Genomic DNA, 22,197 nt, shown 5'->3' with positions numbered 1-22,197 from the left:
CGGCGGGCCCTCACTCGCCGCTGCGGCGCCGGCGCAGCGTCAGCGCCCGGAACGCGACGGCCAGGGTGGCCGCGGCGGCGAGCACGGCGCCGATCACGGTGTGCGGGAGGCCGGGGCCGTCGCCCCCGTGGTTCTTCTTGGCCGCCGCTGCCTGGTCCTGCGCCTGCGCGGCGAGCTCCGCGGACATGCCGCCGCCGCCCGCGTGGACCGGCCGGACGGGAGACTGGTGGGGGTTCGGCCGGTCGCGCTCCTTCTCGCGCTCCTTCTCGCGGTCGTCGCGGCGGCGGACGACCTCGATGGAGCCGCGGACGCGATCCTCGCCTCCGTCGCACTTCACCCGGATGTCGTGCCATCCGGGCTGGGCCTGGGAGCTGACCATCGCGTCGCCCGTCAGCGTCTTGTCGCCGTCGCGGCCGGAGGACAGGTGGACCTCCGACACGAAGACGGCCGACTTGGCGGACGCCCATTTGTCCTCACACCCGCGGACGCGCAGCTTGACCTGCGCCCCCGGCTCGGCCTGGTGCGGATCGACCGAGACGTTGCCGCGGTTCTCCTCACCCGCCGCAAGGGCGGTGGGCGCGGACACGGCGGTGAGCGCCGTCAGGGCGACGGCCACCCCGGTGGCACGGAGAGCGATCAGAGCACTGCGCATGGTGAACCTCCTCAACAAGGAGGTTCACGCGCGGCGCGGCGCTCCGCATCCGGAGCGCCGGGGGCTTGACCCGTTCGGATCAGACGAGATCGACCAGGTCGGCGATGGAGGCGACGGTCTTGGTCGGGCGGTAGGGGAACTTCTCGGTGTCCGCGGCGGAGGTCAGTCCGGTCAGGACGAGGAAGGTCTGCATGCCGGCCTCGAGCCCGGCCAGGACGTCGGTGTCCATCCGGTCGCCGATCATCGCGCTGCTCTCGGAGTGTGCGCCGATGGCGTTCAGGCCGGTCCGCATCATCAGCGGGTTGGGCTTGCCGGCGAAGTACGGCTGCTTGCCGGTCGCCTTGGTGATCAGTGCGGCGACGGCGCCGGTGGCGGGCAGCGGTCCCTCGGTGGAGGGGCCGGTCTCGTCGGGGTTGGTGCAGATGAAGCGGGCGCCCGCGTTGATCAGGCGGACCGCCTTCGTCATCGCCTCGAAGCTGTACGTCCGGGTCTCGCCCAGGACGACGTAGTCGGGCTCGTGGTCGGTCAGGATGTAGCCGATGTCGTGCAGGGCGGTGGTGAGGCCGGCTTCGCCGATGACGTACGCGGTGCCGCCCGGGCGCTGGTCGTCGAGGAACTTGGCGGTGGCCAGGGCCGAAGTCCAGATGTTCTCGACGGGGACGTCGAGGCCCATGCGGGACAGCCGGGCCTGGAGGTCGCGCGGGGTGTAGATGGAGTTGTTGGTCAGGACCAGGAAGGGCTTGCCGGAGTCGCGCAGCCGCTTGATGAAGGCGTCGGCGCCCGGGATCGGGGTGCCCTCGTGGATGAGGACCCCGTCCATGTCGGTGAGCCAGGATTCGATCGGCTTGCGCTCTGCCACTGGACTGTTCTCCGCTCTCGGTGGCCGTGACCTCTGACCTGTCACCTTCGGCCTGTGACCCCTGGTCTTGACCACCCTATCGGGGCCGGGCCGTGGACGCTTCGGGCGTCCACAGCCCGGACCGCGGGGGCCTGGATCAGCCGAGCTTGACGTTGTCGACGGTCCAGTACCAGTTGTTGGTGCCGGCGTAGCGGAAGCGGATCTGGACGTCGGTGGCACCGGCCGGGACCTGGAGGGCCAGGGACTCCGCCTTGGCGACCGCGTCGGCGGTGTAGCTCTTCACGACCGTCGGCGTACCGCCGTTGTAGGAGACCAGGACCTGGGCGGTCTGGCCGGCCTCGTGGTGGTAGTGCGTCTGGAAAGTGAGGTTCTTCGTGGTGCCGCCGGTCACGGCCCACTTGGGGGTGATCAGGGTGGAGTCGTAGGAGCCGGTGTGGGACTTGTCGTCCCACTCGTCGGAGTCGGCGACGGCGAACACGTCACGGGAGCGGACGTTCAGCTCGCGCCACTGGTCGCGCTGGGCCTGGCTCCAGAACTCGTCGGTCGCGAAGGCCCAGCCGGCCCACTCGGTGACGCCGCCGGTGCCCATCTTGGAGTTGTCGACGGCCCAGCCGGCCGGCGGGGTGTGTGTGAAGCCCTTCACGCCCGCGGGGATGCCCGTCTCGTCCACGCGGCCCTGGAGGTTCGGCCGCAGGGTGTCGAACGGGTCGTTGTCGTCGGGGGCGTTCAGCGGGATGCCGTCGATCGCGGAGCCGGGGTCGACGCCGACCTGCGCCATCGCGGTGGCGGCCACGTCGACGAGCTTGACGTCGCCCCGGACCGAACCGGCCGGGATACCCGCGCCCTTGGCGATGACGAAGGTGCCGCGCTCCTGGATGGTGGAGCCGCCGTGGCCGCCCGCGTCGGTGTGCCCGTGGTCGGTGGTGACCAGGATCTTCCAGTTCTCCTGGGCGTACGTGGGGCGGTTCTGGACGGCGGTGAGCAGCTGGCCGACCATCACGTCGACGCGGCCGATCGCGTCGAGGTACTGCTGGCTGGCGGCGCCGTACGAGTGCCCGGCGCCGTCGACCTGGCCGAAGTACACGAAGGCGGCGTCCGGGTTCTGGCCCTGCAGCTCGGCGGAGGCCGCGGCGGCGATCTTCGGGTCCTCGGTGCCGTAGCCGTCGCGGTCGCCCTTGAGGCTGAGTCGCTTGTCGACCTTGGCGGAGAAGATCGGGCCGCCCGCGTCGGTGGAGGTGATGGGCTCCCAGTCGGCGGCCGCGTACGTGTTGAGCGCCGGCTTGGCGTTCTCGATGCGGGTCAGGAAGTCCGGGTAGGCCGTGTAGTTCTTGCCGGTGAAGGAGTTGTCCTTCACGCCGTGCTTGTCGGGCCAGACGCCGGTGGCGATGGTGGACCAGCCGGGGCCCGAGGAGGTGGCGGCCATCGGGTTCGCGTACAGGGTGCTCTTGGCGGTCAGGCCCTGGGCCATCAGGCCGTTCAGGTTGGGGGCGTTGGCGGCCTTGACCCGGTCCAGGACCGTGCCGTCGATGCCGATGACGAGGACCTTGTCGGTCGTGGCGGCCGCTTCGGCGGTGGCCGTGTGCGTTCCGAGGGCGGTGGCGAGCAGGGCCGTGGCGGTGGCGGTCACGGCGAGGGCGCGTCCTGACAGGACAGTGGGCACGTACTCCTCCGGGAGTAATCGTGGGGAAGGCGCAGGTGGACTTGCATGGGGGCGTACCTGAGGGCGTACGCCGCGAAGTGCGCGTGGACGTGCGCCGGGTCCGGACCGAAGGTGCGGCCTTCGGTCCAGACCCGTTATGCAAGCGTCACTTTCCTGGTCGTGGGTGACCAGGAGGCAACCAGTCAGCTTCCGGTTGCCGACTTCCACGCGTCCACGTAGCCCGCGAGGTTCTTGTCGATGTCGGCCCAGTCCGGCTCGAAGACCTCGACACCCGTCATCAGCTTGGTGAGTTCGACGGCGTTGGCGTCGGTCGGCTTGACGTCGGTGCGCGCGGGGAAGCCGCCGCCGACCTCGCTGACCAGCTTCTGGGCGTCCTCGCTGAGCAGGTAGTCGAGGAGCTTCTTGCCGTTCTCGGTGTGCGGGGCCTTGTCCACCAGGCCGGCCGCGTACGGGAGGGCGAAGGTGGTCGGCTTGCCGCCGTCCTTGGCGGGGAACCAGATGCCCAGGTTCGGCATGGACTTGGACTGCGCGAAGTTCATCTGGACGTCGCCGTTGGCGACGAGCAGCTCGCCCTTGTCGGTCTTCGGCGCGAGCTTGCTGGTGGAGGAGGACGGGCCGACGTTGTTGGCCTGGAGCTTCTTCAGGTACTCCAGCGCCGGCTCCTTGCCGCCGAAGTCGTGCATCGCCTTGATGAGGACGGCGGTGCCGTCGCCCGCGACGCCCGGGGTGGAGTACTGGAGCTTGCCCTTGTACGTGCCGTCCAGCAGCTCCTCCCAGGTCTTGGGCGCCTCCGTGAGCTCCTTCTTGTTGTAGACGAAGCCGAAGTAGTTGTTGACGACCGAGGTCCACTTGCCGTCGGCGGCCTTGTTGGCCCCGTTGACCTTGTCGGAGCCCTGCGGCTTGTAGGCCTGGAGCAGGCCCTTGCCGTTCGCCTGCTGGATGAACGGCGGCAGGGTGACCAGTACGTCGGCCTGGGTGTTGGTCTTCTCCCGGACGGCGCGCTGCACCATCTCGCCCGAGCCGCCCTCGACGTACTTGACCTCGATGCCGGTCTTCTTCGTGAAGTCGGCGAAGACCTTGTCGTACCAGCCGTCGCCCTTGTCGCTCTTGAGGCCGTCGGCGCTGTAGACGGTGACGATCTTCTCGCCGCCGCCCTTGGAGCCGTCGGAGGACGAGCCGCCGCAGGCGGTGAGGCCGGCGGCGAGGGCGAGGCTGCCGGTGACGGAGGCGGTGATGCGCAGGAGGCGACGATGGCTGTTGGCGGTTCTGAGGTTGCTGGACATGGAACTTCCTTACGGGGAAAAGGGAGTCAGCGGTACGTGGCTCTGGTGCGGATGCGGGAGACGGCCAGGAGGACCAGCAGGGTGGCGGCCATCAGGACCACGGCGACGGCGGAACCACCGAAGAGCGAACCGCGGTCGGTGGCGGTGAAGATCCGGACCGGGAGGGGCATCCAGTCCGGCGGGTAGAGCATCATCGTGGCGCTCAGCTCGCCCATGGACAGGGCGAAGCAGAGTCCGGCGGCCGCCGTCAGGGACGGCAGCAGGAGGGGGAGCTTGACCCGCCACAGCACGTACGCGGGACGGGCGCCCAGAGAGGCCGCCGCCTGTTCGTACGCGGGGTCGAGACGAACGATGGCGGCCGAAACCGACTGATGGGCAAACGCCGTGACAAGAATCGTGTGCGCCAGGATCACGATTGAGCTGGTGCCGTTGAGCAGCAGCGGGGGCTTGCTGAAGGCGACCAGGACGGCGAGGCCGACGACCACGGACGGCACGGCGACCGGCAGCATGAACAGGGCGTCCAGGGACCGCTTTCCGCGCCGCTTCAGCCCGGCGGCGGCCAGCGCGGCCCAGGTGCCGACGATGAGCGCGAGCAGGCTGGCGACGAGGGCGGTCACCAGCGAGGTGGTCAGCGCCTGGAGGGATTCGCCCTGCACGGCGGAGGCGTAGTTCCCGGTGGTCGGGCCGGAGGGGAAGGCGCCGGACCAGTGGGTGGAGAAGGACGCGGCCACCACGACGAGCAGCGGCAGCGCGAAGAGGGGGAGGAAGAAGAGCCCGAACAGGCCCCAGGCGGCCCAGCGGCCGGCCTTGCTATGCACCAGCACGCTTGCTCACCACCCGGTAGAGGCCGAACAGGCCGACGGAGATCGCGATGTTGACGACGGCGACCACGCAGGCGGCCGAGTAGTCGGATTCGAGTATCGCCTTGCCGTAGATGAGCATCGGGAGCGTGGTGACGTCCTTGGCTCCGGTGAACAGGACGATCCCGAACTCGTTGAGGCACATGACCAGGACGAGACTGCCGCCGGCGGCGAGCGCCGGGAGGGCCTCGGGGAGGATCACGCGCCGGATGATCCGGGCGGGCTTCGCCCCGAGCGAGGAGGCCGCTTCGAGCTGGGCGGTGTCGAGTTGGGAGAAGGCGGCGAGCAGCGGGCGCATCACGAAGGGCGTGAAGTACGTGATCTCCGCGAGCAGCACGCCCCACGGGGTGGTGAGGAAGTGGAACGGCCCGTCGGCGGCGCCGGTCACGTCGGTCCAGAGCCCGTTGGCCATGCCGACGGTGCCGTAGATGAAGAGGAGGGCGAGGGTGATGAGGAAGGAGGGGAAGGAGAGGAAGACGTCGATGAACTTCGCGACGCCGCGCGCCCCGGGGAAGGGGACGAAGGCGATGATCAGCGCGAGCGCGAAGCCGAGGACGAGGCAGCCGACGGTGGCGCCGGCGGCCAGCCAGACCGTGGTCCCGAGCGCCTCGCGGAAGGCGTGGGAGCGGAAGACGGAGGCGTACGCGTCGAAGGCTCCGCCGCCGTTCTCGGGGGTGAGAGACTGCTGGACGACCAGCGCGAGGGGGTAGAGGAAGACCAGCGCGAGCACGGCGACGGGCGGTATCGCCCATATTCCCCGCGGCAGGCGGACCAGGATGCCGGTCCCCGGCGGGGCGGTGCGGGAGCGGACGGTGGCGGCGCCGGGCCCCGCGCCCGTTCCGGGCCCGAGACCTGCCGCCGCGGCGGGGGCTTCGGCCGGGGGTCCCGGGGCCTCGGACGTCAAGCGCGCCGCCGGACCGGGCTCGGCGGGGGTCAGCCGGGCGGCCGGGACGGCCGTCGTACGCCGCGTCGCGGGACGCGAAGCCTCAGGCATCCGACACCCCTGCGGCCAGCAGCACCGCGTCCCGCGGTTCGAAGTGCAGCGTCACCGTGTCGCCCAGCGCGGGCGTCTCGCGCAGCTCCGGCAGGTCCGCCTTGACGCGGTGGCCGTCGACGTCGACGTACAGCCGGTGCGTCGAGCCCCGCCACTGCACCTCGGCGATCGTGCCGGTCAGCGCGTTGGGCCCGGCCCCGAGGCCGAGCAGGTGCGGCCGTACGCACAGGGTCGCGCTCGCGCCCGGCGCGGCCTGCCCCCGGTCCAGCTGCAGGGCCCGCCCGGCGAAGAGCGCCCCCGAGTCGGCGACGGTGACCGGCAGCAGGTTGGCGTTGCCGACGAACGACGCGGTGAACTCGGTGCGCGGCGCCCGGTACAGCTCCTGCGGAGTGCCGCAGTCCTGCAGCCGCGCCTTGTCCATGACCGCGATCCGGTCGGCGAGGGTCAGCGCCTCCACCTGGTCGTGCGTGACGTACAGAATCGATACGTCGGGCAGTTCGCGGTGCAGCCGGGCCAGTTCGGCGAGCATCCCGGAGCGCAGCTGCGCGTCGAGCGCGGACAGCGGCTCGTCGAGCAGGAGCACCCCGGGCCGGATCGCCAGCGCGCGGGCGATCGCCACGCGCTGCTGCTGTCCGCCGGACAGCTCGCGCGGGTAGCGCTTGGCGTACGCCGCCATCCCGGTCATCTCCAGCGCCTCGGCGACGCGCCCCGGGATCTCGGCCTTGGGGGCCTTCTGTGCCCTGAGGCCGAACGCCACGTTGTCCTCCACCCGCATGTGCGGGAAGAGCGCGTACTGCTGGACGACCATGCCGATGCCCCGCTTGTGCGGCGGGAGCGCGGTGACGTCCCGGCCGCCGATCAGCACCCGGCCCGCGGCGGGCCGTACGAAACCGGCGACCGCGCGCAGCGCCGTGGTCTTGCCCGAGCCGGAGGGGCCGAGCAGCGCCATGACCTCGCCCGGCTCGACGGTCAGGTCGAGCCGGTCCAGCACGGTGTTGCCGCCGTACGCGACGCTGACCCCCTCGAAGCGGATGCCGCTCACGCCGACTCCAGCAGGATCGAGGGCAGTTCGGCGATCGATTCGAGGACGTGGGTCGCGCCGTGCTCGGTGAGCGCGGCGAGGTCGTGGGCGCCGGTGAGGACGCCGGCCACGATCCCGGCGCCGGAGCGGCGGCCGCTGAGCATGTCGTACGCGGTGTCGCCGGCGACCACCACCTCCCGTACGTCGTCGGCGGCGCCGGTGCGCAGGAACGCGGCGAGCACCATGTCGGGGTAGGGCCGGCCGCGGCCGCCCGCGTCGGCGGGACAGAGGGTGAGGTCGGCCAGGCCCTGCCAGCCGAGGGCGTCGAGGATGGCGTCCTGGGTGACGCGGGCGAAGCCGGTGGTCAGGACGACGGTGCGGCCGTCGGCGCGGAGCTTCTCGATGGCCTGGCGGGCGCCGGGGACCGGGGCGATGAGCCCGCCGTCGACGAGCTCGCCGTACGCCTCCTCGAAGGCGGCGTTGGCGCGCTGGGCCATCTCCTCCGTGCCGAAGAGGTGGCGGAAGACGGAGATCTTCGACTCGCCCATGGTGTCGCGGACGTACTGGAGCTTGGCCGCGTGGTCGGCGTTGCCGGGCTCGACGTCGATGCGTTCGGCGGCGCGCTCGAAGGCGCGCTCGACGAGGCCGCCGTCGGCGACGGTGGTGCCGGCCATGTCGAGGACGACGAGGCGGTGGGACGCGTTGTTCGTGCTGCTTGCACTGCTCATGTTGCTCATGTCCTCTACCAGCCCAGTTCGTTCGCGGTGGTCTCGGCTATGGCGGGCGAGCAGGTCATCCCGCGGCCGCCGGGTCCGGTCACCAGCCATACGCCGTCGGCCACCTGCTGGCGGTGGACGACGCGGGTGGTGTCGGTGCACTGCGCGTACACGCCCGCCCAGCGGCGCCGGATCTCCGGCAGCGGGCGGCCCAGGAAGCCCTCGACGACCTCGGTGAGGTACGCGTACGGGTCTTCGAGGGTGTCGAACGCGAAGGGGTGCTCGTACTCGTGGGTGTCGCCGATGGTCAGTCCGCCGTCCTGGCGCTGGACCATCAGCAGCTGCATCTTGTGCGCGGCGGCGATCGGCGCCTGCGCCTGCTCGCCGTTGAGGGCGTCGAGCGCGTCGCTCTCGTACGCGGGGTAGTAGCGGAAGCTGTCCGCGTCCGCGATGGAGGTGGTGAGCTTCTCGCCGAGCGGGGCGGTCTGCATCATCTGGAGCCGGACGCGGCGCACGGGCAGGTCGGGGACCAGCTCGCGGACGAGTCCCGACAGCCAGGCGCCGGTGGCGAGGACGACGGCGTCGCCCCGGTGGACGTCGCCGTGGTCGTCGCGGACGGCGCCGTTGCCGACGACCTCGCGCACCTCCCGTCCGGGCAGGAAGGTGTAGCGGCCGCTCGACTCGAGGGCCTCGCGCAGGTGGAGCTGGGCCGTGCGCGGTTCGACGGCCGCGTCCCGCTCGCACCACAGGGCGGCCTCGAAGGCGCCGCGCAGGGCGGGGTTGATCTGCCGCGCCTCTTCGGCGGTGACCAGTTCGTAGCCCCGGGCTGCGGCGTCGGGGCGGGCGGCGGCCGCCTCGGCGACCGCGTACTCGCGGGCGTTGCGGACCGGGGTGAGGGAGCCGATCGCGCGGAAGCCCAGGCCGGGCACCTCCGCGCCGATCCGCTCCCAGAGCTCACGGGAGCGCAGGGCGGTCTCGAGCTCCTCGCCCCCGGCCCGTCCGCTGACCCAGATCTGGCCGAAATTGCGCAGTGACGCGCCTCTGGCCTCCGCCTCTCGCTCGATCTGGACGACCTCGTGGCCGCGTTCGACTGCTTGCCAGGCGTGCATGGTGCCGACCACGCCGCCTCCGACGACTATGACTCTCACGCGCTCCACGGTGGTGGCGGCCCGTGGACCGGGGGGATCGCGGTGGCAACGGGACGGTGAACAGCCCTCGACGCTTGGACTAGACCCGTTATCATCTAGTGATCTGGATATGCCTTGGATCCGTCCCTTTTCGGCGCCTTGGCGGTGATCCGCTCGTCACTGTTCGGGGCGCAGGTGGGTCGTGAAGCTGAACCGGTCACCACGGTAGAGCGAACGCACCCGCTCCAGCGGACGCCCGTCCTGGTCCCGGGAGAACCGGTGGATGAGCAGCATGGGGAGGGCAGGCGGGGTGCCGATCAGCAGGGCCTCGCGGGGGGTCGCGAGGACGGTCTCCAGCTTCTCGTCGGCGTCCCCGAACGAGATCCCGAGCCGGTCGAGGAGGTACCCGTAGAAGGACGAGTCCGGCTGGAACTCGGTGTCGAGGCGGGGCGCCCGTGCCACCCGGATGTACGTGCTCTCCAGGCCCACCCGCTCGTCGTCGGCGAGCAGGACGCGCTCCAGGTGCCAAACGGGCTCGCCGGGCTCGGCTCCGATGCCGGGGGCCAGCTCGGGAGGGCAGGGGAACTGCTCGAGCCCGATGAGGTTACGGCCGGGCCGGCGGCCCTGGCGCCGTACGCCCTCGGTGTAGCTCGCGAGAGAGAGGGGCTGTTCGAGCTTCGGACCGGCGACGACGGTACCGCGGCCGGAGCGGCGGAGGCGGCCCTCCAGGAGCAGCTCGCGCAGGGCCTGCCGCACGGTCTCGCGGGACACCTCGTACCGCTCGGCGAGATCCCGCTCGGTGGGCAGCAGCCCGCCCTCGCCGAGGTCGTCGAGGAGATCCGCGATGAGGGCCTTGACGGCGTAGTACTTGGGGATGCGGCCGTGCTCCGGAATCCCGGACCGGACGGGCGAGCCGGGGCGGTGATGCTGGTTCTGTTCTTCCACCCTCGGACTGTACGCGGACGGGGTGTACGCAGATCAGCGCGATGGGGTACGGGGGTGGGCGGGGTGCCGGGCGGGCCCGGGGTACCGACGGCGGCCGGGCTACGCGGGGGTCCGCAGTCGGCGGGCCGTCAGCAGGAGGCCACCGCCGACGGCGAGGGCGGCCGCCGCGCCGGTGGCGAACGCCCAGTCGCGGGGGCCGGTGTGGGCGAGGGAGCCCGCCGCGCCCGTCTCTTCCTCCGGGCCCCCGACGGAGAACCGGTAGCCGCCGGCCTCGCCGACCCAGTCGCCGTCGTCGGCCCGGCGCTGCACGAGGGCGGCGTCGGCCACGACCTCGCCGGCGGGGGTGCCGGGTGCGAACGCCAGGCGGACCGTGACGGTCCGGGAGCCGCCGCCGCGGACGGCGAAGCCGGAGAAGGCCTCGCCCCCGTCGAACACGGCGATGATCTCGTCGCGGTCACTCCGCTCGAGGCTGACGGGGAGGGTCCCGCCGGGCGTCTCGAACTCCATCCGGAAGTGGGCGGGGAGCAGGGCACGGGCCTTGTCCGTGAACACCACGACGGGGTGGATGGCGGTGCACTCGGAGTTCGTCGTGTTCGTGAGGTCCAGGAACCAGGTCTGCGGCCCGCCGCCGGCCCGGTACACGGCCGGCCCGCCGCGGATCCGCGCACCGATGGGGAAGGCGGTGCTCTTCCCGTCGCCGCAGGTGGCCTCGATCCGGGACGGCAGCGCGGGCGCGGGCCGGGCGCCGCCGCCGTTGCCGATGTCCGCGGCGGCGTTCGGCACGGAGAGGGCGACGGCGACCAGGGCGGCGGAGAGGGCAAGGGCTTTGCGCAGTCGCATGGAAGACCTTCGCTTCGCTGCTCGCCGGACGGGAGGATGGTCGGACGAGGCGACAATCACCCCGGCCTCCCCGCACCCTCCCACGCCCCCGCACCCCTCTCCCCCCGCCACGCCACCCCACCCCCCGCTTACCCCTGATCGGCCCACCGGGCCGGGCCGCCGCCCCCACGGGCTCGCGGCGGGCGACGCACCAACCGCCGGGCGGCACCCACACCGACACCGCACGCCCATCACCACAGCACCGGCTCAACCCCAACACGCAGGGCCGGCACGCTGCATGACGTCGCGCCAGAAATCTGCCGCCGCATCACGGCCCCGGGGGGCGAACGTGATGCACGGACGGCGGTGATGCACGCACGGCCGTGATGCACGGACGGGCACGTTGCACGCACGGCCGTGATGCACGGACGGGCACGATGCACGGACGGCCGCCGCGGAAGGCTGCGGATCGCGCCGGGCACCGCGCGCCGCGCCGGGCGGTGGAGCCTCAGCGCACGCGGCCGAACAGCGGGGCCAGGGCCAGTTCCGCCGCGCCCTCGGCGACGCCGTCCTCGGACGCGGCGACCTCGGGAATCGGGCCGCCCAGGGTGCGGGCCGCCAGGACGCGGCGGACGCCCTGCGCGAAAACCTCCGGGGCGGAGTCCACCACCCGTCCCCCGAGCCACACCCGGTCCACGTCCAGCAGCGCGACCACGTTCGCAGCGCCCTCGCCCAGGATCCGCGCTGCCTCCGGGAGGTCGCCGCGGGCCACCGCCGCGAGGCAGAGCACCTCCGCGCAACCGCGGCCTCCGCACCGGCAGGGCGGGCCGTCCAGGCTCAGGACCTGGTGTCCGAACTCCCCGGCCGTGGACCGCTCCCCCCGGTAGACCTCTCCGTTGAGCCGGAGCCCGGCCCCCAGGCCGGTGCTCAGGTGCAGGTAGAGCGAGGTTTCGAAGGCCCGGCGGCCGGGGGCGGCGGCGCCCGCGCTGGTGTCCTTGTCCAGCACCACCGGCGGGGCGTCGGGTCCGAGCCGCTCCGCCACCGCCTGCCGCAGCGGGAACCCGTCCCAGTCGGGGTGTCCCGTCACCCGCCCCAGTACGCCCGTCTGCCAGTCCAGCGGCCCCGGCGCGGCGACGCCCACGCCCAGCAGGGACCGTGTCCCCGCCTCCCCGCACAGCCCGATCACGGCGCGTGCGACCTCCTCCGCGGTGGCCTCCGGTCCGGCCCCGAAGTCCAGGGGGCCTCGGAGCCGGTCGACGACGGTGCCCGCAATGTCCACCCGTACCGCCCGCAGCTCGTCGCGGTCGGCGTGGACGCCGACGGCGTGCCGGGCACCCGAGACCATCCGGAGCAGCGTCCGCGGCTTGCCCCCGGTGGACGCGCCGCGCCCGGCTTCGGCGACCAGCCCCTCCGCCCGCAGCCGCGCCGCAATCTTGCTGACGGCCTGCGGGGTGAGACGTGTGAGGGCCGCGAGGTCGGCGCGGCTGAGGCCTTCGATGCCCGCCTCGCGCAGCAGGCCCAGCACCAGCGCGTCGTTGTGCCCGCGCAGCGCCGGTAGGTTCACGCCGCTTCCGTTGCCCTTGCTCTCCCGGTCCACCTCTCCATTGTCCACCCTCCTTGCACTTAGGCAACGCTGTTGCCAAAGTGGAGCCATGACCGCCATCTCCTCCCCCTCCCCCTCCGCCTCCTCCGCCCCCCTCCGTGTCGGCCTCGTCGGCTACGGACTCGCCGGTTCCGTCTTCCACGCGCCGCTCGTCTCGGCCACGGACGGGCTCGTCCTCGACACGGTCGTCACCTCCGACCCCGGCCGGCAGGCCCAGGCGCGCGAGGCGTACCCCGACGTCCGGATCGTCGGCTCCGCGCAGGAGCTCTGGGACCTCACCCCCGCCCTCGACCTGATCGTCGTCGCCTCCCCCAACAAGACCCACGTCCCGCTCGCCACCGCCGCACTCAACGCCGGCATCCCGGTCGTCGTGGACAAGCCGCTCGCCGCCACCGCCGCCGAGGCCCGCGAACTCGCCGCCCTCGCCGACAAGACCGGCACGTTCCTGTCCGTGTTCCAGAACCGCCGCTGGGACAACGACTTCCTCACCCTGCGCCGCCTCCTCGCCGACGGCGAGCTCGGCGAGATCCAGCGCTTCGAGTCCCGGTTCGAGCGGTGGCGTCCGCAGCTCAAGGGCGGCTGGCGCGAGTCCGGGGCCCCGGAGGAGATCGGCGGCCTGCTGTACGACCTCGGCAGCCATGTCGTCGACCAGGCGCTCGTGCTGTTCGGCCCGGCCGTGCGCGTGTACGCGGAGACCGACGTGCGCCGCCCCGGCGCCGAGGCGGACGACGACACCTTCATCGCCGTCACGCATGCGAACGGGGTCCGCTCCCACTTCTACGTCAGCGCGACCACCGCGCAGCTGGGTCCGCGCTTCCGCGTACTGGGCTCCCGCGCGGGCTACGTGAAGTACGGGCTGGACCCGCAGGAGGCGGCCCTGCGCGACGGGCAGCGGCCGGGCGTCGGGGAGAACCCGTGGGGCGAGGAGCCCGAGCACCTGTGGGGCCGGGTGGGATCCGGCGAGTCCCCGCTGACCGGTGGCGGGGCCCCGGTGCCGACCGTGCCGGGCGACTACCCCGCGTACTACGCGGCGGTGGCGGCGGCCCTGCGCGAGGGCGGCCCGGCGCCGGTCACCGCGCACGAGGCGGCGCAGTGCCTCGCCGTGCTGGAGGCCGCGCGGACGTCTTCCCGGGACGGGGTGGCCGTCGAGCTGAGCACGGGCGCGGGCACTGCCTTGTCCTGAAAATGGACAGTTTGCGGGTCGCGGGCGATCTATCCTGCACAGGTTGAAGATCGTCACGCATGTAAAGAATGGAATCTGTCTGTGAAGCTGCCCCGGATCGCATCGGTCGTCGCCACCGCCGCGATAGCCCCGGCCGTCCTGCTCGCCTCGCCGGCCTTCGCCGCCGACGCCTCGTCGCCGGCCACGCCGGCCACGCCGTCGGCTCCGAGCGTGCCGGACCAGGGGGCCGAGGACCAGGGGCCTGCCGGGAAGCCTGCGGACCCGGCTGCGGCCGGGCCGACGGAGAAGCAGGCGGACAAGCCCGCGGACAAGCCGGCCGAGAACCCGGCCGAGGGCCCCCAGGCCGCGAAGGACCGGGCAGCCATCCAGGCGATCCTCGCCGACCCGGCGAGCGGGCCGGGCGTACGCGAGGCGGCCGAGAAGGCGCTCAAGGGATCGGCCGCGGAGACGCGGAAGTTCCTCGAGGTGGAGTGGGCCCGGGAGCAGCTCACCGACGACCGGGTACGGGTCTCGCAGATCATCGGCGTCGGCGGCCCGGCCGTGCAGAAGGCCGGCAAGGCCGCCCTGAGGACGGACACCCAGGCCGCGCTGACCGAGTTCCTCAAGAACGGGCAGCACACGGCCCGCTTCGAGGACGACAGGGTCGAGCTGGCGCGGATGCTGAACGGGGCGGGCCGCGGTATCACCGAGGCGGTCAACCGGCTGCTGGACGGCGGGACGCCCGAGCAGGTCCGCGAGTTCGTCGCGACGGGGCAGCACAAGATCCGGGCGGTGGACGACCGCGTGGCGCTGCTGACGATGCTCGACGGCGCCGGCCCGGGCCTGAAGGAGGGCATCCTCGCGCTCCTGAAGGGGAACCCGAGCCCGGCGGAGCTGCGCACGTTCGTGACGACCACGCAGCACGAGCTGCGCGACGACGACAACATGGTCCTGATCTGGGCGATGCTCAACAAGGCCGGCCCGGAGCTGAAGAAGGCCGCGATCATCGCGATCAACGGCACGCCCGCGGACCGCGTCGAGTTCCTGAAGACCGGGCAGTTCACGGCACGCGACAAGGACAAGGCCGCCGACGCGCAGACCGGCAAGCCGGAGGCGGGCAAGGACGGCGGCGTCCAGCAGACCGTGGCCACCGGCACGACGTCGCGCGGCAACACCCAGGTGACGGCGACGACGGGCGGATCGGGCGCGCTCGCGAGCACGGGCACCCAGACCGCCCTGATCGCGGGCGGCGGCGCCGCCGCGCTCGGCGCGGGCGCCGGCCTGGTCTTCGCCGGCCGCCGTCGCCGCGGGTCGGCGAAGGGCTGACCGACCCGACCGGCACGGCGTACGCACGCATCCGCATACGACCGGATGCAGGAGAGGGGGGCGCCAAAGACGGCCCCCCTCCCTCGCTTCGCCCGCCTGCCCGCCTGCTCGCCTGCTCGCTCGCGGCTACGCGCTCTTGAACTCCTGGCGCTGACGCCCGAGGCCCTCGATCTCCAGCTCCACGACGTCACCGGCCCGCAGGTACGGCTTCGGCTCCGGCTGGCCCATGGCCACGCCCGCCGGGGTGCCGGTGACGATGACGTCGCCCGGGTACAGGGTCATGAACTGGCTCAGGTACCGGACGACCTCGCCGACCGGGAAGATCTGGTCGGCGGTGTTGCCGTCCTGCTTGAGCTCGCCGTTGACCCACAGCTTCACGTCCAGGACCTGCGGGTCCTCGACCTCGTCGGCGGTGACCAGCCACGGGCCCAGCGGGGTGAACGTCTCGCAGTTCTTGCCCTTGTCCCAGGTTCCGCCGCGCTCGATCTGGAACTCGCGCTCCGAGACGTCGTTGACCAGCGTGTATCCGCCCACGTGCGCCAGGCCCTCCGCAGCGGAGGACAGGTAGCGGGCGGTGCTGCCGATGACGACGCCGAGCTCGGCCTCCCAGTCGGTCTTCACGCTGCCGCGCGGTATCAGCACGGTGTCGTCCGGGCCGACCACGGTGTCCGCGGCCTTGAGGAACAGGATGGGCTCGGCAGGCGGCTGCGCACCGATCTCGGCCGCGTGCCCGAAGTAGTTCAGCCCGATGCCCACGATCTTGCCGATCCTGCCGACCGGCGCACCGATCCGCAGGCCCTCCGCGTCCAGCACCGGGAGCTGCCCGGCCGCCGCCGCGTCCCGTACCCGGGACAGTACGGAGACGTCGGCGAGCAGAGCGCCGTCCACATCCGTGATCAGGCCGGACAGGTCGCGCAGGGTCCCGTCCTGGTCGAGCAGCGCGGGACGCTCCGCTCCGACCGGTCCGACACGCAGCAGCTTCATGGGCATTCTCCCCTGGTCGTGGGTGGTCGGCCCATGGGCAAGCCCGGGCCTGCCGATGGGTTGCGGCCATCGGAGAATTGGTTGATCCTCCAAGATGGCCGCCCAATCCGCAAGACCCTGTTCACAGACTGGAACGCTCGCGCCCTTCGGCCGCCTCCTTGCGGTACTGGAGCCAGGCCCGCTCCGCCACGGACCATGCGGTGGTGGTCACCAGGTACAGCCCGGCGGCCAGCGGCACCACGGCCGCCGTGATCAGCGTCCCGAACGACAGCAGCGGCAGTACGCCGCCCAGCTTGCGCAGCATCGCCTGCTGCTCGGCGCTCACCTCGGCGGCGACCCCGGACTTGCCCTTCGCGCGGGAGACCGCCGCCACGGGAGCCGAAGCGGCCGCGGCAGCAGCCAAGGCGGCAGCCTGCCGCCCCCGTACGGCGCTCCACGCGGCGACCGCCGCAATCGCCGCGAACAGCCCGAGGAAGACCAGCCCCTGCGCCCCGAGGAAGCCGCCGTCCCCGAGGACGTCGCCCCACCGGGCCCCGAGCGGGGCGGCGAACAGCCGGTGGTCCAGCAGCTCGCCGGACGAGGAGAAGGCCTGGTACATGAGGAAGAACACCGGCAGCTGGAGCAGCACGGGCAGACAGCCGGCCACCGGGGTCGCACCGCGGAACGCGGCCCGGTTCAGCGGATGCAGGGCGAGCCGTACGAGCACGGTGAACAGCACGATCGCGGCAGCGGTCGCGGACTCGGCCAGTACCGGCTCCAGGAACCGGCCCAGCTCGACAACAAGAGAGGTGAAAACGGACACGCGGGCCCTCCGAGGGGTCTCGTCGAACGTCGAAAGAACTGCATTTCGGCGCGACGACCCACGAGGGGCACGACAGCAAGGAACTACAAAAGGGACAGAAGAACTACTGCGCGCCCCTACGCGGCCGTCAGGACGGGACGGCCGGGCGCCCTGGGCCGCGACCGGCCCGAGGCGTCGGGATCACGCTGCGGCAGGAACGCCGTGCGCTGCTCGCGATCACGGATCGCGGTGCGTATGCGGTGGGGCGGCACAGGCCGTACCAGCCGGGCGGCGAGGGCCGCGGCACCCACGGCGACGGTGGCGGCGAGGGCGATCACGACGGCGCCCAGCCCGCCCTCCCCGGCGAACAGCCCGAGGAACCCGAGAATCCCGGCGAACAGCAGAAGGGACATCAACAGTCGCCCACGATCGTGCCGAGGCATCCGGCGTCCCCCCTTCCAAGATCCGTACTCACCACATACAAGAACGCGGGCTATCTCCTCAAGGTTCCCCACACCACGAGCCGATATTTGGACGTGTACTCGGGCGTGCAGGTGGTGAGCGTGATGTACGCGCCGGGCTCGCTGTACCCGTACTCCGGCCGGACCGTGCTGCGCGGCACGGGCGCGATCACCCCGGTGTCCCGCTCGCCGGTCTCCCCCAAGACCTTCCCCACCACGTACGTGTACCGCTGCCCCCGTACATCGACGATCAGCTCGTCCCCGGCCCGCAACCGGTTGATGTACCGGAACGGCTCGCCGTGGGTGTTGCGGTGCCCGGCGAGTGCGAAGTTCCCCTCCGCCCCGGGCTGCGCGGTCCCCGGGTAGTGCCCGACGTACCCCTTGTCCAGCACGGCCCGCTTGTCGACCCCCTGCGCGATGGGCACGACGACACCGAGCCGCGGGACGCGCAGCACCCCGTACGCCGACTCCTGCGCCGGCGGCGGCTTCGCACCGGCGGGCGGGACGGCAGGGCTCCCCGAGGAAGCCGAAGAAGAGGCCGAGGAGGGACCGGCAGCATCGGAGGAAGAGGACGAAGAAGGCGAGGGCAAGGACGAGGGCGAGGGTGAGGGCGAGACCGGAGGCGAGGAGTTCCACTCCCTCTCCAGTTCCCGGACCTGCTCGTGCGCGGCGGCCAGGGCCTGCCGGTTGGTCCACCACACCTGGTGCACCACCAGCAACAACACCACCACGCCTACGGTGACGGCCAGTTCGGCGGCGCCCCACAGCACCCCGGCAAGACCGGCCCGCCGCCCGCGCCGGCCGCCCCCCTGCACCACCACACGCATCTGATCCCGCACGGGCCGCACCTTAAGTCCTCCCCCGTCAACAGACCAGCCGCAGTACGGTGTGACCCATGCGCCCTGACACGCCTGCCGAGCACATCGCCGAAGCCGAGCGCCTCATCCGCACGGCGACCCGTTACCCCGAGGACCAGGAGCCTTTGCTCCTCCAGGCCGCGGCCCACCTCGAACTGGGTGACGCCCGGGACCGCGCCAGCGCGCTGTACGACCAACTCCTCGCCGCCTCCCCTGCCGACCCGCACCTGATCAAGGCGCTCCAGGCCGCGAACCTGTGGGAGTACGGCCACGAGCCCGAGGCCCGCGCCCTCATCCAGGGCATCCGCGCGGCCGCGCCCGCGGACCCGGCCCCCTGGGAGGTCATCGCGGAAGCCCTCGAGGCCCACGACGAGTTGACCACCTCGGAGGAGTGCTTCACCCAGGCGGCCACCCTCCTGATCACGGAGAGCGCACCCCTGACCCCGGCCACGACAGCCCTCCTGACGGGACGCCACCGGGTCCGCCGCCTCCTCGGACTCCCGCACGACGACTGGGACATGGTCGCCGACACCCGCCACATCGGCCCGATCCCGCTGGACGAGCTCCACGACCCGAAGCGCATCTGGGCCCTCGGCTCAGACGACCCGGCCGAGCTCCGCGCCGAGATCGCCCGCCTCCGCGCCGAACTGGGCGACCGCCGCGCCGCCCTCTCCCGCCCGTTCCCGGTGGCCATCCTCCACTGGCCCCAGCGGGAACTGGCCGAGCTCCTCACGTCGTACCCCACCCTGGCGGCGGAATACCCCTCGCACGCTGCGCACCTCGCGCACATCGAGACGTCCCTGCGCGCCCTGGCGGCCTCGGGCACGACGAACCTCGGCATCGTGACGGCGAGCGTCCCCTCGTACGAGGCCTTCGCGGCATCCGAGAAAACCTCCCCGGCCTCCCCGTCCCTCCTCCCGGAATACGCCACGACCCTGGCAGCCCGCGGCAAAGCCACCCCCTGGCCCCCCACCCCCACGTCCCCGTGCTGGTGCACCTCGGGCAAGCCGTACGTCGAGTGTCACGGCTCCGCCGATTGATCGGGCGATGACCGTTCACGGGGCGGCCGGGCGCGCTCAACGGGCGGCGGTGCCCGGCCTCTTGGCGGCCAACTCCTGACGTCGTTCTCGAACGACCCCGACCACGCGCCCCGCCGCTTCCTCCGCCGTCTCGTGTTCCCAGACGCGGACCGCCAGCCAGCCGGAGTCCGCGAGTCGGCGGTCCGTGTCGTGGTCGCGGACTCGATTGCCCTCGATCTTCGCGCGCCAGAACTCCGCGTTGCGTCGCGGCCATGTCGCGTGCTCCGGGCATCCGTGCCAGAAACAGCCGTCCACGAAGACCGCCACGCGCGCCGGCCCGAAGAGGATGTCGGCCTCGCGGCGCACACCCTTCACCGGACGGCGGTGCACTCGGTAGCGCAGCCCCGCCGCATGCAGTGCGCTGCGCAAGGCCATCTCGATGCTGGTGTTCTTGTTCTTCTGCCGGCTCATGCGCGCGCGTACTTCGGGAGTGCTCTCCAGGGCTTCCACCCCCTCATTGTCACGCGGCGGGAAGCTCCAATTGCACGTGGCCGCGGGCTTGGGCCGTGGGTGGGGTGGGGCGGGTGGTGCCCAGGGTGAGGAAGGTGCGGAGGGCGGCGGTGACCTGGGTGGGGGTGTCGCGGATCATCGACGGGGTTGCGCTGACCACCAGGATGCCGTGGGACTCCAGGCGCAGGCGGCGCAGGAGGGTGGCGTGCCAGGCGTCGCGCGTGTAGTGGTACTCCGCCGAGTCGATCTCCAGGGCGACCCCCTCGTCGGGCCAGTACGCGTCCGGGCTGGCCAGGAACGTGCCGTCCGGGGTGTACAGGCGGGCGTTCCACAGCGGGGTCGGGAGGTCCGTCGCCGTCAGGGTGTCCCGGGCCAGGGCCTCGGCGATCGAGCGGACCCCGGCGACGAGTTCCGACGCGGCGGCGCGGATCGCCGGGCGGGAGAGGAGGCGGGCCGCGCGGAGCTCGGCGTGCAGGTCCTGCGGGTGGCACCAGCCGGCCTGGACGACATGGGCCAGGGTCGAGCGGATCCGCGCCGGATCCTCGGCGCGGGAGGCGAAGTCGGCCGCCGCCCGCACCGGGCGGGTGCTCGGGATGCCGGACACCGCGATGGTGCGCGGCCAGCGGGCGGTGGCCAGCGGGCGGACCTCCGGGGTCCCGGTGAGCCGGCGCGGGGCACGGACCAGGACATCGGCCGGGGTGTACGGGACGTCGCGGATGCCGAGGAGGGCCAGGGCGGCGCCGCCGGTGAGGACGGCCGTCTCGCCGGACAGCGGGTCCGCGGCGGGCTCGGCGGCGTACAGGACGGCGGCGAGGGCGCGTTGGCGGTGGTCCGGTGGCCCGGTCTGCAGGAGGTAGACCCGGGGAAGTAAGCGTTGCCAGGGCCCGCCCGGGCGGGTGCGGGAGGTGATCGTGCCGTCGGGCACCCCTGCGCTGATGAGCTGGTGGCGGGTGGCCAGGTTGAGCTGCCGGCGGGCCGCGTGGGCGGCGGCCGTTTGCCCGGTCGCCTTCCCGGGCCTGCGGTCATTCATCGTCTGCCCGGCCGGCTGCGCGGGCCTCCGGCTGCTTGTCGTCCGGCCGGGGGGCCTGTGGGTCGCTGGCCGGGTGTGGTCTGGCGTCTGTTGCGTAGTGATCATGTCGGCGGTATGCCCGGCTCCGGGCCGGGGACACCTAGGGGGACACCCCCTAGCGGCCCGGGTGGTCCGGGGACAGGAAGACGATCACCCCCGTCTGCGTACCCGGCCGGGCGGTGACCTCGTGCCAGCCCAGGCGCCGGTACGTGGCCACCGTGTCGGTCGCCAGGCGGGAGGTCAGCAGCCAGGCCCGCCGGTCCGGGGCGTCGGCGGTGATCTCGGTGAGGAGGGCCCGGCCCGTGCCGTGGCCGCGCGCGTAGGGGCGTACGGCGAGCTCGTCTATCTCCAGCGCACCCGTCAGGAGTTCCCGCACCCGCTCCGCGCCGAGCTGCGCCGCGACCTGGGCGTACCCGCGGGCCTTGGGGAAGGATGCCGGGGTGAGCCAGCCCGTGGCGAAGCCGTCGATGCCCGCCGCGGACTGGGCGAGCGCCGTACGGAAACCGCGGCGCCGGGCGTCGACCGGGAGGCGGGCCGCGAACTGGCGAATGGTTTCTTCGTCTTCGTTCCACGGCGGGGCGGAGAAGACGTCGGCATAGGCGTCGACCAGTTCGTCCGCGAGGTCGAGGACGGCCTGTCCGTAGCAGATCACGATGTCCGAGCTCCTCTTTTTCCCGTTTGGGATGGGAGAGTCAACTTATGCCGGACCGGTTCCTGGAGCACGTATCGCACGGATCCGGCGAGTGTGCGACAAATCCCCTCCCCGTACTCCGTGTCGGGGGAACCCGCGGCGCGTTGAGCAGCCCGTGGACAGACTGCTTCGGGCCACCGGCCGGTGCGCGCTCGCCTTCCTTCTCGTCCTGGGTGTGGTGGCGCTGCTGCCGCGCGCCGTCAAGGACGCCGTGCCGGACGGTGTGATCGGCGGGGCCGTGCTCGTGCTGGGGGCGCTGGGGGCCCGCCGGGTGGTCAAGCCCCCGCGTTAGCCTCGTAGCACTCGCAGTAGTAGTACAAGTGAGATCCGTCAGATCAGACGACTTGAGGAGTGGGCAAGTGGGCATGGCGCGCGTACCGAGTTCCGCAGTGGCGGCCGCCGGACTGGTCGGCGGGTACGCCGTCGCCCGGTGGACCAAGAAGCGTCCGCTGGGCGGTGTCGTGCTCGGCGCCGCCGGGCTCGCCGCCGGGCGGGAATGGCACCGGCGCGGCGGCACCCCCGCGGCGGCCGGGCTCGGCGCGCTGTACCTCGCTGGCTTCGCGGGCGCGCACCCGCTGGCCAAGAAGGTCGGGGCGTGGCCGGCCGTCCTCGGGGCCGCGGCCGTCGTGGCGACCGCGTCCTGGGTCGTCGCCGACCGCGGCTGAGGCAGCCGGGCCGGGGGCCGGGCAGGCCCGGTGGCAGGCACGGCTCCCCGCGTCGAGCCCGCATGCCCGCCGGGCCGCCTCGCCGCCCGGCCGCCTGCCCGCCTGCCCGCCTGCCCGCTGGCCGCTGCCCGCC

Annotated in this window: 24 protein-coding genes; 5 read left to right on the top strand and 19 right to left on the bottom strand. The window is 72.6% G+C overall.

Annotated features, from left to right (window positions below):
* Nucleotides 1–10 precede the first annotated feature (10 nt).
* From OHT74_RS24485 to OHT74_RS24430, 12 genes are all read right to left on the bottom strand, one after another.
* Entirely contained in the window at nt 11–652 is a 642-nt protein-coding gene (locus OHT74_RS24485) for a hypothetical protein (protein WP_328621395.1), read from the bottom strand.
* Nucleotides 653–731: 79 nt separating this feature from the next.
* Nucleotides 732–1,511, bottom strand: a complete 780-nt coding sequence (locus tag OHT74_RS24480; protein WP_266666746.1) for an HAD-IIA family hydrolase — start codon at nt 1,509–1,511, stop codon at nt 732–734.
* A 136-nt stretch (nt 1,512–1,647) separates the two neighbouring features.
* On the bottom strand, nt 1,648–3,171 hold the full coding sequence (locus tag OHT74_RS24475) for an alkaline phosphatase family protein (RefSeq protein WP_328621394.1): 1,524 nt from the start codon (nt 3,169–3,171) through the stop codon (nt 1,648–1,650).
* Between the two features lie 182 nt (nt 3,172–3,353).
* Complete coding sequence (locus OHT74_RS24470) at nt 3,354–4,454, bottom strand: 2-aminoethylphosphonate ABC transporter substrate-binding protein (RefSeq protein ID WP_328621393.1); 1,101 nt, start codon at nt 4,452–4,454, stop codon at nt 3,354–3,356.
* Between the two features lie 26 nt (nt 4,455–4,480).
* Nucleotides 4,481–5,278: an ABC transporter permease gene (locus OHT74_RS24465; RefSeq protein WP_328621392.1), complete on the bottom strand. Its 798-nt coding sequence runs from the start codon at nt 5,276–5,278 to the stop codon at nt 4,481–4,483.
* A complete protein-coding gene (locus OHT74_RS24460) occupies nt 5,265–6,308 on the bottom strand; it encodes a 2-aminoethylphosphonate ABC transporter permease subunit (protein WP_328621391.1) in 1,044 nt (347 codons plus the stop codon). The genes OHT74_RS24465 and OHT74_RS24460 overlap by 14 nt, the downstream gene beginning before the upstream one ends.
* Nucleotides 6,301–7,350, bottom strand: a complete 1,050-nt coding sequence (locus OHT74_RS24455) for an ABC transporter ATP-binding protein (protein ID WP_328621390.1) — start codon at nt 7,348–7,350, stop codon at nt 6,301–6,303. Before OHT74_RS24455 ends, OHT74_RS24460 begins: the two co-directional genes overlap by 8 nt.
* Nucleotides 7,347–8,057 (bottom strand): phosphonatase-like hydrolase, encoded by a 711-nt coding sequence (locus OHT74_RS24450; RefSeq protein ID WP_328621389.1) that lies wholly within the window; start codon nt 8,055–8,057, stop codon nt 7,347–7,349. The genes OHT74_RS24455 and OHT74_RS24450 overlap by 4 nt, the downstream gene beginning before the upstream one ends.
* A 14-nt stretch (nt 8,058–8,071) precedes the next feature.
* Entirely contained in the window at nt 8,072–9,193 is a 1,122-nt protein-coding gene (locus tag OHT74_RS24445; protein WP_328621388.1) for a TIGR03364 family FAD-dependent oxidoreductase, read from the bottom strand.
* A gap of 156 nt (nt 9,194–9,349) precedes the next feature.
* Nucleotides 9,350–10,117 carry a GntR family transcriptional regulator gene (locus OHT74_RS24440; RefSeq protein ID WP_266666730.1) on the bottom strand — a complete coding sequence of 256 codons (768 nt, stop codon included), beginning with the start codon at nt 10,115–10,117 and terminating at the stop codon, nt 9,350–9,352.
* Between the two features lie 99 nt (nt 10,118–10,216).
* Entirely contained in the window at nt 10,217–10,957 is a 741-nt protein-coding gene (locus OHT74_RS24435; protein ID WP_328621387.1) for a hypothetical protein, read from the bottom strand.
* A gap of 487 nt (nt 10,958–11,444) precedes the next feature.
* Nucleotides 11,445–12,599 (bottom strand): ROK family transcriptional regulator, encoded by a 1,155-nt coding sequence (locus OHT74_RS24430; protein WP_443047506.1) that lies wholly within the window; start codon nt 12,597–12,599, stop codon nt 11,445–11,447.
* Here OHT74_RS24430 and OHT74_RS24425 point away from each other — a divergent pair.
* Together OHT74_RS24425 and OHT74_RS24420 are read left to right on the top strand one after the other, a co-directional pair.
* The gene (locus tag OHT74_RS24425; protein ID WP_328621385.1) at nt 12,589–13,722 is read left to right on the top strand and encodes a Gfo/Idh/MocA family oxidoreductase; all 1,134 of its coding nucleotides are present in this window, start codon (nt 12,589–12,591) and stop codon (nt 13,720–13,722) included. The two genes, OHT74_RS24430 and OHT74_RS24425, sit on opposite strands and share 11 nt — an antisense overlap.
* 81 nt (nt 13,723–13,803) lie before the next feature.
* Nucleotides 13,804–15,027 (top strand): ALF repeat-containing protein, encoded by a 1,224-nt coding sequence (locus OHT74_RS24420; RefSeq protein WP_328621384.1) that lies wholly within the window; start codon nt 13,804–13,806, stop codon nt 15,025–15,027.
* A gap of 126 nt (nt 15,028–15,153) precedes the next feature.
* Here OHT74_RS24420 and OHT74_RS24415 read toward each other — a convergent pair whose 3' ends face one another.
* From OHT74_RS24415 to OHT74_RS24400, 4 genes are all read right to left on the bottom strand, one after another.
* Nucleotides 15,154–16,011 (bottom strand): fumarylacetoacetate hydrolase family protein, encoded by an 858-nt coding sequence (locus OHT74_RS24415; protein WP_328621383.1) that lies wholly within the window; start codon nt 16,009–16,011, stop codon nt 15,154–15,156.
* A gap of 121 nt (nt 16,012–16,132) precedes the next feature.
* A complete protein-coding gene (locus OHT74_RS24410) occupies nt 16,133–16,813 on the bottom strand; it encodes a YidC/Oxa1 family membrane protein insertase (RefSeq protein ID WP_328621382.1) in 681 nt (226 codons plus the stop codon).
* A gap of 116 nt (nt 16,814–16,929) precedes the next feature.
* Nucleotides 16,930–17,205: a DUF6412 domain-containing protein gene (locus OHT74_RS24405; RefSeq protein ID WP_328621381.1), complete on the bottom strand. Its 276-nt coding sequence runs from the start codon at nt 17,203–17,205 to the stop codon at nt 16,930–16,932.
* Nucleotides 17,206–17,285: 80 nt separating this feature from the next.
* A complete protein-coding gene (locus OHT74_RS24400) occupies nt 17,286–18,080 on the bottom strand; it encodes a class E sortase (protein ID WP_443047726.1) in 795 nt (264 codons plus the stop codon).
* Between the two features lie 68 nt (nt 18,081–18,148).
* Here OHT74_RS24400 and OHT74_RS24395 point away from each other — a divergent pair, with 68 nt between their 5' ends.
* Entirely contained in the window at nt 18,149–19,150 is a 1,002-nt protein-coding gene (locus OHT74_RS24395; protein ID WP_328621379.1) for a hypothetical protein, read from the top strand.
* Nucleotides 19,151–19,186: 36 nt separating this feature from the next.
* Here the strand turns inward: OHT74_RS24395 and OHT74_RS24390 are convergent, their stop codons facing one another.
* The 3 genes from OHT74_RS24390 to OHT74_RS24380 all read right to left on the bottom strand — a co-directional run bounded on the left by OHT74_RS24390 (nt 19,187) and on the right by OHT74_RS24380 (nt 21,360).
* Entirely contained in the window at nt 19,187–19,639 is a 453-nt protein-coding gene (locus OHT74_RS24390; RefSeq protein ID WP_328621378.1) for a very short patch repair endonuclease, read from the bottom strand.
* Nucleotides 19,640–19,649: 10 nt separating this feature from the next.
* A complete protein-coding gene (locus tag OHT74_RS24385; RefSeq protein ID WP_328621377.1) occupies nt 19,650–20,669 on the bottom strand; it encodes a hypothetical protein in 1,020 nt (339 codons plus the stop codon).
* Nucleotides 20,670–20,823: 154 nt separating this feature from the next.
* Entirely contained in the window at nt 20,824–21,360 is a 537-nt protein-coding gene (locus tag OHT74_RS24380; protein WP_266666708.1) for a GNAT family N-acetyltransferase, read from the bottom strand.
* Nucleotides 21,361–21,514: 154 nt separating this feature from the next.
* Here OHT74_RS24380 and OHT74_RS24375 point away from each other — a divergent pair, with 154 nt between their 5' ends.
* Complete coding sequence (locus tag OHT74_RS24375; RefSeq protein WP_328621376.1) at nt 21,515–21,691, top strand: hypothetical protein; 177 nt, start codon at nt 21,515–21,517, stop codon at nt 21,689–21,691.
* Nucleotides 21,692–21,764: 73 nt separating this feature from the next.
* Nucleotides 21,765–22,064, top strand: coding sequence for a hypothetical protein (locus OHT74_RS24370; protein WP_030297991.1), 300 nt, complete (start codon nt 21,765–21,767; stop codon nt 22,062–22,064).
* Nucleotides 22,065–22,197 lie beyond the last annotated feature (133 nt).

Source organism: Streptomyces sp. NBC_00354, assembly GCF_036106915.1.
In the GTDB taxonomy this organism is placed as follows: domain Bacteria; phylum Actinomycetota; class Actinomycetes; order Streptomycetales; family Streptomycetaceae; genus Streptomyces.
This window is presented reverse-complemented; position numbering and strand designations above follow the sequence as displayed.

What these genes read in the sequence shown, in the direction of transcription:
- OHT74_RS24425 (WP_328621385.1), top strand. Translation starts at nt 12,589, where the DNA reads ATGACCGCCATCTCCTCCCCCTCCCCCTCCGCCTCCTCCGCCCCCCTC.
- OHT74_RS24435 (WP_328621387.1), bottom strand. Translation starts at nt 10,957, where the DNA reads ATGCGACTGCGCAAAGCCCTTGCCCTCTCCGCCGCCCTGGTCGCCGTC.
- OHT74_RS24485 (WP_328621395.1), bottom strand. Translation starts at nt 652, where the DNA reads ATGCGCAGTGCTCTGATCGCTCTCCGTGCCACCGGGGTGGCCGTCGCC.
- OHT74_RS24395 (WP_328621379.1), top strand. Translation starts at nt 18,149, where the DNA reads ATGCGCCCTGACACGCCTGCCGAGCACATCGCCGAAGCCGAGCGCCTC.
- OHT74_RS24370 (WP_030297991.1), top strand. Translation starts at nt 21,765, where the DNA reads ATGGCGCGCGTACCGAGTTCCGCAGTGGCGGCCGCCGGACTGGTCGGC.
- OHT74_RS24405 (WP_328621381.1), bottom strand. Translation starts at nt 17,205, where the DNA reads ATGTCCCTTCTGCTGTTCGCCGGGATTCTCGGGTTCCTCGGGCTGTTC.
- OHT74_RS24430 (WP_443047506.1), bottom strand. Translation starts at nt 12,599, where the DNA reads ATGGCGGTCATGGCTCCACTTTGGCAACAGCGTTGCCTAAGTGCAAGG.
- OHT74_RS24400 (WP_443047726.1), bottom strand. Translation starts at nt 18,080, where the DNA reads ATGCGTGTGGTGGTGCAGGGGGGCGGCCGGCGCGGGCGGCGGGCCGGT.
- OHT74_RS24470 (WP_328621393.1), bottom strand. Translation starts at nt 4,454, where the DNA reads ATGTCCAGCAACCTCAGAACCGCCAACAGCCATCGTCGCCTCCTGCGC.
- OHT74_RS24450 (WP_328621389.1), bottom strand. Translation starts at nt 8,057, where the DNA reads ATGAGCAGTGCAAGCAGCACGAACAACGCGTCCCACCGCCTCGTCGTC.
- OHT74_RS24460 (WP_328621391.1), bottom strand. Translation starts at nt 6,308, where the DNA reads ATGCCTGAGGCTTCGCGTCCCGCGACGCGGCGTACGACGGCCGTCCCG.
- OHT74_RS24415 (WP_328621383.1), bottom strand. Translation starts at nt 16,011, where the DNA reads ATGAAGCTGCTGCGTGTCGGACCGGTCGGAGCGGAGCGTCCCGCGCTG.
- OHT74_RS24385 (WP_328621377.1), bottom strand. Translation starts at nt 20,669, where the DNA reads ATGAATGACCGCAGGCCCGGGAAGGCGACCGGGCAAACGGCCGCCGCC.